Annotated in this window: 6 protein-coding genes and 1 pseudogene; all 7 read left to right on the top strand. The window is 42.1% G+C overall.

From position 1 onward, the window contains the following. Positions 1-101: 101 nt before the first annotated feature. The 7 genes and pseudogenes from JL57_RS26800 to JL57_RS26825 all read left to right on the top strand — a co-directional run bounded on the left by JL57_RS26800 (position 102) and on the right by JL57_RS26825 (position 5853). Positions 102-461 (top strand): BlaI/MecI/CopY family transcriptional regulator, encoded by a 360-nt coding sequence (locus tag JL57_RS26800; protein WP_034144951.1) that lies wholly within the window; start codon positions 102-104, stop codon positions 459-461. A gap of 19 nt (positions 462-480) precedes the next feature. Further along, positions 481-2346 carry a DUF5301 domain-containing protein gene (locus tag JL57_RS35660; RefSeq protein ID WP_291300628.1) on the top strand — a complete coding sequence of 622 codons (1866 nt, stop codon included), beginning with the start codon at positions 481-483 and terminating at the stop codon, positions 2344-2346. A 140-nt stretch (positions 2347-2486) separates the two neighbouring features. Then, positions 2487-2758 (top strand): annotated as a pseudogene (locus JL57_RS35665) (DUF3102 domain-containing protein); the annotation flags it as partial. Between the two features lie 406 nt (positions 2759-3164). Beyond that, positions 3165-4478: an HD domain-containing protein gene (locus JL57_RS26815; RefSeq protein WP_034144952.1), complete on the top strand. Its 1314-nt coding sequence runs from the start codon at positions 3165-3167 to the stop codon at positions 4476-4478. Then, on the top strand, positions 4478-5026 hold the full coding sequence (locus JL57_RS26820) for a hypothetical protein (RefSeq protein WP_034144953.1): 549 nt from the start codon (positions 4478-4480) through the stop codon (positions 5024-5026). Before JL57_RS26815 ends, JL57_RS26820 begins: the two co-directional genes overlap by 1 nt. 378 nt (positions 5027-5404) lie before the next feature. Then, positions 5405-5578 carry a hypothetical protein gene (locus JL57_RS35670; protein WP_291300629.1) on the top strand — a complete coding sequence of 58 codons (174 nt, stop codon included), beginning with the start codon at positions 5405-5407 and terminating at the stop codon, positions 5576-5578. Positions 5579-5631: 53 nt separating this feature from the next. Then, positions 5632-5853 (top strand): hypothetical protein, encoded by a 222-nt coding sequence (locus tag JL57_RS26825; protein ID WP_034144954.1) that lies wholly within the window; start codon positions 5632-5634, stop codon positions 5851-5853. Positions 5854-7080 lie beyond the last annotated feature (1227 nt).

A 7080-nucleotide genomic window follows, 5' to 3' on the forward strand; every position in this document is an offset into this window, starting at 1 on the left:
AAGGAAAAAAGCTTACATAACAATTCCTCTTGACAATTGGGTCTATAAAATGTAGACTCAAACATAAAGTCTACATTTTATAGACCCGGGAGGAACCATACATGAACGATTACAAGTTCGCGCCAAGCGAAGAGAAATTCGCCGCTTTAATCTGGCGGCATGAACCCATCTGTTCCGGCGATTTGGTAGTATTGTGCGCCAAGGAATTCAGTTGGAAAAAGTCTACAACTTATACGGTGCTAAAAAAGCTGTGTGCTAAAGGTATTTTCCAAAACGAAAATGCCATCGTATCCTCCCTGATAAAAAAAGATGAGTTTTACGTAAGGCAAAGCCAACGTTTTGTAGAGGATACTTTCGGAGGCTCGCTGCCCAAATTCCTTATAGCCTTTATCGGCGGCAAAAAGCTCAGTGACCGCCAGGCTGAAGAACTGAAAAAGCTGATCGATGAGCACAGAAGTTAATCTTATGTGGTGCTATACGATGTTTCCTATAATTCTGAATATGAGTCTTACTGCAGGGATTGTTATCGTTCTGGTGCTGCTTGCCCGTTTGCCGCTGAAAAAAGCACCGAGAGTATTTTCCTATGCGCTGTGGGCAGTCGTCTTATTTCGGCTTCTCTGTCCCATATCGTTTTCCACGGACTTTTCGCTCTTGGGCATCTTTCATTCTCCAGCCGTAACCAACGGCAGCATCACCTATATCTCCACCGATATCGTTCACACGGCAAACCCACAGGTGGATTTGCCCCTTCCAGATATCAGCCAAGTCATCAATGAAACCCTGCCCCAGGGTGATGAGCAGATAGTTGCCGACCCGCTGGAAGCACCCATGGCGATTGCTACGTTCCTGTGGCTTTTCGGCATCGCGGCGATGCTGATTTACAGTATTGTTTCGGTACTGATTTTGAAAAACCGCCTGAAAAGCGCTCGGAATGTCGAGCAGAACATCTATGAGGCTGATAACCTGAAAACACCCTTTGTGCTTGGCATTTTCAAACCGAGAATTTTCATTCCTGCCGGACTGACGACAGAGGAAAAAAACTATATCATCCGGCATGAGCAGACGCATATCCGCAGGCTCGACCATATTATAAAGCCTTTTGCATTTATGGTTCTGAGCCTTCATTGGTTCAATCCTCTGGTGTGGATCGCCTTCGTCCTTATGAGTACAGATATGGAACTTTCCTGTGATGAGAAAGTGATCAAGGAAATGGGCGGCGAGATCAAAAAGCCTTATGCCGCTTCGCTTTTATCCCTTGCAACCGGAAAGCGCATCCTGAATGGCAGCCCGCTTGCCTTCGGAGAGGGCAACGTGAAGGGCAGAATCAAAAATGTGCTTAACTATCGAAAACCCAGGTTTTGGATGATGGCTGTGGCAGTCGTCGCCGTAATCGCCCTTGGAATTGGCCTGCTGGTGAACCCTGTTGACGATGAGCCTGATTTGTCATTTTTGAACCCCGGTAATCTAATTGCTCTTATTTCCGAGATTAAGCAAATCAAAGTCACTTCGGCTGAATATGGCGAAACATATGTTTCGGGTTCCGAACTGGCTAAATGGCTGGACAATGCTGAAAACGACTGGAGCAAAAAGCTCATAACCCCGACCGAAGAACCGGAAACCACGATTGCAGTGTTTATTCCAGATGCCATTGACCATAGTATTTGCTTTTTTGCTTCCGATCCTTCCCTTGCCCTTGTGGTGTATGGCGATGAGAAACGATATTACAATATTCCAGAAGAGGATTACGAGGCTATGGAAGAAGTAACGTTATTGGGAAGTAGGCATGTTCAGAACATAGTACTGACCGACTATAAGGATAGAAAGGCCGCCGCCTCCGTTACCGTCACGGATACGGATGCTATTAAGCGTATGTCGGTTATGGTTTTGAAAGGTGATAAAGAAAACAGATACGCTGTTGACGATATACCTCTCGTGTCTAACTATATTCGAATCGATTTCAAGCACTTTGAAGATAGTCAGACGATAACGTACTATGTTTACAGCCAAGATGAAAAGAGCTATATTGAGAAGCCCTACAGCCGCATCAATAAAATCAACTCGGCAACGATGCAGGCCATCACGGCTATCCTTTCCGGCGAAGACAATGGAACTCAGTCCGGTCTTACCTTCATCAGCACGGAAACAGACCTCATCAGGCTCGGAACAATCGCCTTTGATGCATATATAGCAACGTTAACGAGCGACAACATGCTGGTCAGCGACCGGATCGCATCTTGTCAGCTCAACGACATCTCTGTTCTGGCCGGCAATATCAGATATAAGTCGCTTTTTCATTCTTTTTCCGACGTCGACAGCCTTTTCTTTATTACCATACTTGCAAAGTAACTCCAGTTCATCTATCCTTTCAAACAAGGCTTCAGTGATTGGAACTACTTAATGTCATATAGAATCTACAGCGCAATTTTTCCGTCTGTGTTTTCATTTATTTTCTGGAATATGTCCATTCGAACAATTGGAATCAGCGAGAATGGGGCAAGTGGTTGAAGGAATCGGTCAGTTCCTCTCAGCGAACGGCCGATAGGTTAATGCAGCTCTGAGAAGAGTATGGGACGAAACTGCTTGCTTCCCCCGACAGTGACGGCAATCCAAATTCGTCACTGGTGACGAATTTGACCTACACCCAGGCACTCATCCTGCTGGGGATCCCGGAAGAGGAGCGGGAGAGTTTATCGCGGAGCACGATGTCGAGAGCATGACCAAATTAGAATTGCAACAGGCTGTCAAGGACAGAGGCCAGGCCATTCAGGAGAAAAAACACCTCCAAAATGACCTGAACTTGAAAAGCAGCGAACTCACCCAATTAACCACTCAGACCAAAAGCCTGGAGCAACAGGTGAACGACTAAAAGTCGAAATACTCCGCCGAGCAGGAAAAAGTCACGTTAAAGCAAAGGGAGCTGGAGGCGGCCAAAGAAGAGGTCCCGTCAGCCAGGAAAATTGCCGAACTGGAAAAACTCAAAAACGCGGAATCCAAATCTTCTGTCATGACAGGTAAAGGATACAAAGGAAAGTTGGGTTTGAATGGAGGAATTCCCTTAACTATGTGGAATGATAGTAAATGTTAGTGTATATTATTTAATTAGATAGAGAACAAGTGTTTGCCTCCTGTCACTTTTTAAGGTAAAATAAGAGGTGGGTGTGAGAATGAGCTTCGAAATTCGCGACCCGATTCACGGTTTTGTTCAAATTAATGAGTGGGAAAGACAAATAATCAATGACCCGGTTTTTCAGCGTCTGCGAAGGATTAAACAATTGGCATGGACTGATATGGTTTACCCAGGGGCGGTACATAACAGATTTGAACACTCTTTAGGAGTAATGCACGTAGCCACAAGGATTTTTGACGCTATAGCCACCAAAGAAGAACGATTTTTGAAGTCGGAGTTAAAATATACTAACTCTGGATTAGACCGCGACAGGGTATTGCTCCGATTATCTTGTCTTTTACATGATATTGGGCACTCTCCATTCTCACATGCTGGAGAAGGCTTAATGCAGACAAATCCTGAAACAGGCAAAGCATATAAACATGAACATTATTCTGCTGCCGTTGTTCGGTTTGCTTTAAAAGAAGCTATTGAGGATCATCCGCTTAACCAGAACTATGGTATTACTGCTGAAGAAGTGGCCCAATTTATAGAAGGAAGCAAGCCTAGATTTGGTCGAGTTCTCTTATGGAGGGATTTGTTATCCAGCCAATTAGATGCCGATAGAGCAGATTACCTTTTAAGAGATTCACTTCACTGTGGTGTCACATACGGCCATTTTGATTTAAATAGATTATTAGTTACGATGAAAATTGGACTGACGGAAACAGGAAGCTCGACGTTGGCAATTGAGGATGGCGGAATTCATATCGCGGAAGCCCTAATTCTTGCGAGATATCAAATGTTCACTCAAGTTTATTTCCAACATACAAGAAGGGCCTATGATCATCATATTGCCGATGCCTTAAAGACGCTGCTTGCAAAAGAACAGGCCTCGAGTGCTGATATCCATGAGAAAGAAAAATTCCCTGCCCCAACGTCAATTGATGAAATCAAACGGTATCTTCTTTGGGACGATTGGAAGGTTTTGGGCATGATTTCTGCTGGAGAGGGAGGGGAAGCAGGGGCTATTCTGAAAGATAGAAAGCACTTTAGGTGTGTTTTCAAAACGCGCGAAAATCCCACTCCTTTGGAAATCGACTTATGTGACAGTATTGGAAGTGAATTTAATAGAATTGGAATACGTGGTTTTCGAGATAATGCATCTAGTTCATGGTACAAAGTAGGTAATGAGGATATTCCCATTTGCAATGAGAGAGAAGAGGACAGAAGGTCAGTTCCGCTTTCCTCTTTATCGAGTCTAGTAAAAGGTCTTTCCCCGGTTTTTCAACAAAGAATATATGTTCCAATTGAAGAGAGAGCTAGGGCACAAGAAATTATAAATAGAATTATTAAGGAGGTTGAGGCTTAGTGTTTTCATCGGATATACCATGGGAAAAGTATGGAGTAATTGTCGAGATAGCTCGTCGCATTCAAGAAGTATCACCTCAGTTCGGAAAAACTGTTCTACAAAAATTGGTCTATTTGCTTACAACTATTTATGTGGTGCCAACTGGTTATGAACATACATTATATACATATGGACCCTTTTCAGCAGAATTAGCATCAGATGTCGAAACTGTTTCTGCGATGGAAGGAGTTCATATTACGCATGGGGCGAAGAGTGGATATGAAATTAACCCAGGAAACAACGCTGATTGGGTATGTAGCAAATCAAAGGAGTTCATCAACGTAAACTCAGATAAGATAGATTGCATGATAAGAGATTTTGGATTTTTTAGTGCTAAGGAATTAGAGTTGAGATCTACTTTGATATTTCTAACTAAGTCCGAAAAACTTCCAAGGGAAAAACTAAAGCATCAATTAACTGATTTAAAACCGTATTTTACTGAGGAGGAAGTATATTCAGCGATTGACGAACTTATTGGCAATGGATTTATCAAGTTATTGGTAGTATGAATTATAGAACGTGTTCTTCAAATAAAAATGTCCTTGTCAAGTAGACACAATATAAAAGCAAACTTTACCAGCGTGGGTTCGGTAATCAACCGAACTCATGTAATTTTATTGGATACATTTATATTGTAGATAATGGATAAGCTCATTAGCTTTGCAAGTGGCGGCCGACCGGGAAAATCCTCCTTGTGGCGCTTTTGGGATTAGCCGTCGCCTGAAGGAGGCCAAGGACCTGCTTCCCCATGGTGAATGAGGCAAGTGGTTGAAGGAAACTGCTTGCCTCCCCGACAGTGATCACTCTTGTATGGAAGATCAGGATCGTTTCACTGAAATACTCTCTGCTAGAATAGAGGATAAAAGCGTCTGATAGGAGCCGTATTCATGAAATGTAAAAAGTGCAAATCAATAGAATCGACTATTCATGTGGCAAATGTCGGTGATTTCTGTTTGGATTGTCATAATGATTATATGGTTGAGTTACTTGGTGTAAGCAAGATGGATGACTTTCCAAAAATTATATCAGGATATGATGCCGATGGAATTATAGAAGGGTAAGTATCAATCCGGATGTTATTATTGAGCATTTTGAAAGGTCTTTGAGTTGGTTTTTGAAGGGCGATTTTTTAAGTTACAAACATGCAAGTGCTTGTGGTGAAGCCTTGTTTGAAAGGATAGATGAACTGGAGTTACTTTGCAAGTATGGTAATAAAGAAAAGGCTGTCGACGTCGGAAAAAGAATGAAAAAGCGACTTATATCCATTGAACATGATACGGATGATTTCCCTGATTATCTTTTGAAGATGATTGACCAAGTGATTGGAACTACTTAATGTCATATAGAATCTACTAGCGGGTTATAAAGAAGGGATTCTAAGTGGCTTGTGGTGTGATGTGAAACAGTCAATGCCGGGATTAAAGGGAGCGAAACTAGGGAATCTTAGGCTTCGCTCCTTTTTCACATAGAATTGTCTGAGCTGAGTGTTATGCTTTAGGCAGAGTAAGCTATGCAAGATAGACTATCAAGCAGAAGGTCCGTGCTAATAGTAATAATTTAAAGAATATTGTAAAAAAAGAAAAGACAGTTGTTGGCAGGGCTTTACAAAATAATGAAGAATTTAGGCTATAGAAAGTGTTTGCAGTTTTATGAGCTATTAGAAATAGGATGCTAGATTTTCCGCTCACGGGTGACCCAGGTAATAAAAAAGTCAGAACTCAGTAATACATAAAAAGAAAGCTGAAGCAGCGAACCAAATTGGCGCTAATAGTTGCCCAAATGTGGTGGGGAGTTAATCACGAAAAAGGGTAAATATGAGATTCTTAAGGGTGTAATAATTATTCGAAGTGTAGGTTTACAATTACCAATTAGGCGTGTCTAGTGTGTGGTAATTGGAGGTATGTTTTATGAGTCGTGTTTCTAATGAGAATGGTTATGATGCAGAGCTCGTATTAGAAAATGGAACTCTCTTTCTTTCACCAGAAGATAGGCAGTCTATTGAAAGGAAATAGGTCTCCATATGAGTACTTCCTTGACAGATAAAAAGTGGTGAAGTCGCCCCTTGTACCCTGGAGTGCTACCGGACTGCCTTCGGGGGTTAAGGGCTTCCGGCTTTAGCGGCTAGGGCGGAACCGGCTAATGGATCTGTCCAGTGTAATATAAAAAAATTCTAATGATAAAAAATTGCCAGCAGGAATTTATCCTTAAAGAATAGAAGAGTTATACAGGACATGCAATTGACAATAGAACAAGCTGTTTGGCATATGTTAATGTAGCTAAAATGCATTAATAACGTATTTTTGCAGTTAACAAGAGTGGCCTTTCTCAGAATTTTACGGGGCAATATGGGAGCAACGTAGTATATCTTAAGGGTCAGATATTGTGATGAGGAGAGGTGCTATTGGTGTACAGATTTATTGGAATTGAAGATTTAGCGGCAAATGCGTTGATTGAATTATTGGAAAAGAGCGGTTGCCGGAGGGTAGACTTTGAAACGCTTTTGAAGTATGGGAATGCAGTAACTAACGTTTTGCGCGAAAACGGCGATGAAGCGACACTTTTA

Source organism: Desulfosporosinus sp. BICA1-9, from assembly GCF_000802135.1.